This is a genomic window from Macrococcus sp. CoH-51_TC_04, assembly GCF_058188655.1.
In genome coordinates, this window is the sequence record NZ_JBVGOY010000029.1 from 1 (window position 1) to 1,589 (window position 1,589).

Genomic DNA, 1,589 nt, shown 5'->3' on the forward strand with positions numbered 1-1,589 from the left:
GCAGTTATTAATCGCTTACCGATCGCGTACATCGGCAAACACTTTAGAATGTTCCTTAAACTCTTCTTATAAGATTATGTTTTAATCATACCCGATTTTTAAACAGTTTTCAATAAAACAAATCGAAAGAATGATTTAAGGAAACATCATATATGATAAAAGTCATAGAGTGCATGCCATGGAAAAGACCGGCGTGTACTCTTTTTTCGTTCCTAAAATCTAAAAAAGGAATGATAACAATGGCTTATATCATGAACGACTTTGAAAACAACTTTGAAACAATCATCGCAATGGATCGTACGGTTGAACGATACAATCGACATCTCAAAAAGAATGAATACCGTATTTTAAACGTTTTAAAGCAACACAGCTTAAAGGTGATTGGTTTTTCTCACCTAAAACTTCAGACCATCGCAGACCTTTTACATATCAGTAAGAAAACAGTCTATCGAACGCTAAAAAATCTTGATGAAAAAGGTTATATCACGAAGATTCACACGGTCAGTGGCAAACGTAAGAATAACGGCGCAATGGTCTTTAGAATCAATACCTATACACAGTATGAAATCATCCGAGAAAAAAATGTCCACGCTAAAATGTCCACGCTTAATCAGGTTGTGAAGACCGGGAAAACATTGTCGCAACAGGCCTTACAACATGTTCACGCAAAAAAGGAAACTATATTCTTTTTAAATCTATTAAATATCTTTTTAAGTAACAGAAAACGTTCTGTAAAAAAACAGTCTAAAGTTTTATATCATAACATTAAAAACTCAGATATCCGTGTCAAACCGATGGAAGTGCCTGACGAAATTTACAACGTCGCAAAGCCTTTCTTTAGTGATGAAGAAATTCTGTCTCTATACAAAACAATGCTGAAAGAAACCATCGGTAACAACATCTATAGCACTGAAGATCACGTTGAAATTATGAACTATGCGATACAATCACTCGTTAAGGCAAAGAAAAAAGTCTATCACGGACAGAAATCTGAAATAAAGAGCGACAGAGCGTATTACATCGGAATTCTTCGAGAATATATCGCACAACAGTTCTATGTCTATAATGCTGTCATCTAGTTATGGCGTGACGGATTGATATTCGAGATCATGTCGTTTTTGTAGCTTCTCGACACGTTCCAGGAAAAACTGTTGCGTTCGTGGTGTCTTAATCTGTTGCTGAATCTGATAACGGACATTTTCATAGTCCTGTGCTGTCAGATTGCTGTATTCAGAGATGCTGAGATGTTCCAGTTGAAGCTTTCGGATGAGCCTGTCACCAATCTGATGTTCATACGTTGATAGATAGTCACTGTGTTTATCCATCAGAGCTTTACGTTTCTTGGGGTCATCAATCTGACTGATTTTGTTCTGTGCGACTGAAAAATGTTGATGTGTAACATGCTTCTTCACGGTCGTATCCAGTAATCCTTTATCCACTAAACCTTCCAGATAGGTCTCAGCTATTTTGGACTGCTGTTGGACTTTCTGTACATGTAGATGTGCCTGATAATAAGGCAACGGTGATAAAGGCGTCCATGTACTGATCGTGAATCCTATGCCGAAGAGCATCACAGATAAAGGCAGTGT

Annotated in this window: 2 protein-coding genes; one reads left to right on the forward strand and one right to left on the reverse strand. The window is 37.3% G+C overall.

Annotated features, from left to right (window positions below; all coding sequences use genetic code 11):
• Positions 1–239 precede the first annotated feature (239 nt).
• Positions 240–1,079, forward strand: coding sequence for a helix-turn-helix transcriptional regulator (locus tag ACZ2V4_RS11600; protein WP_490514938.1), 840 nt, complete (start codon positions 240–242; stop codon positions 1,077–1,079).
• Here the strand turns inward: ACZ2V4_RS11600 and ACZ2V4_RS11605 are convergent.
• Positions 1,080–1,589: hypothetical protein (locus ACZ2V4_RS11605; protein WP_490514939.1), on the reverse strand; the 510-nt coding region annotated here is incomplete at its 5' end. It abuts the gene before it with no gap.

Bases quoted from the DNA above. Each gene is read 5' to 3' on its own strand.
- ACZ2V4_RS11600 (WP_490514938.1), top strand. From the start codon at position 240: ATGGCTTATATCATGAACGACTTTGAAAACAACTTTGAAACAATCATC.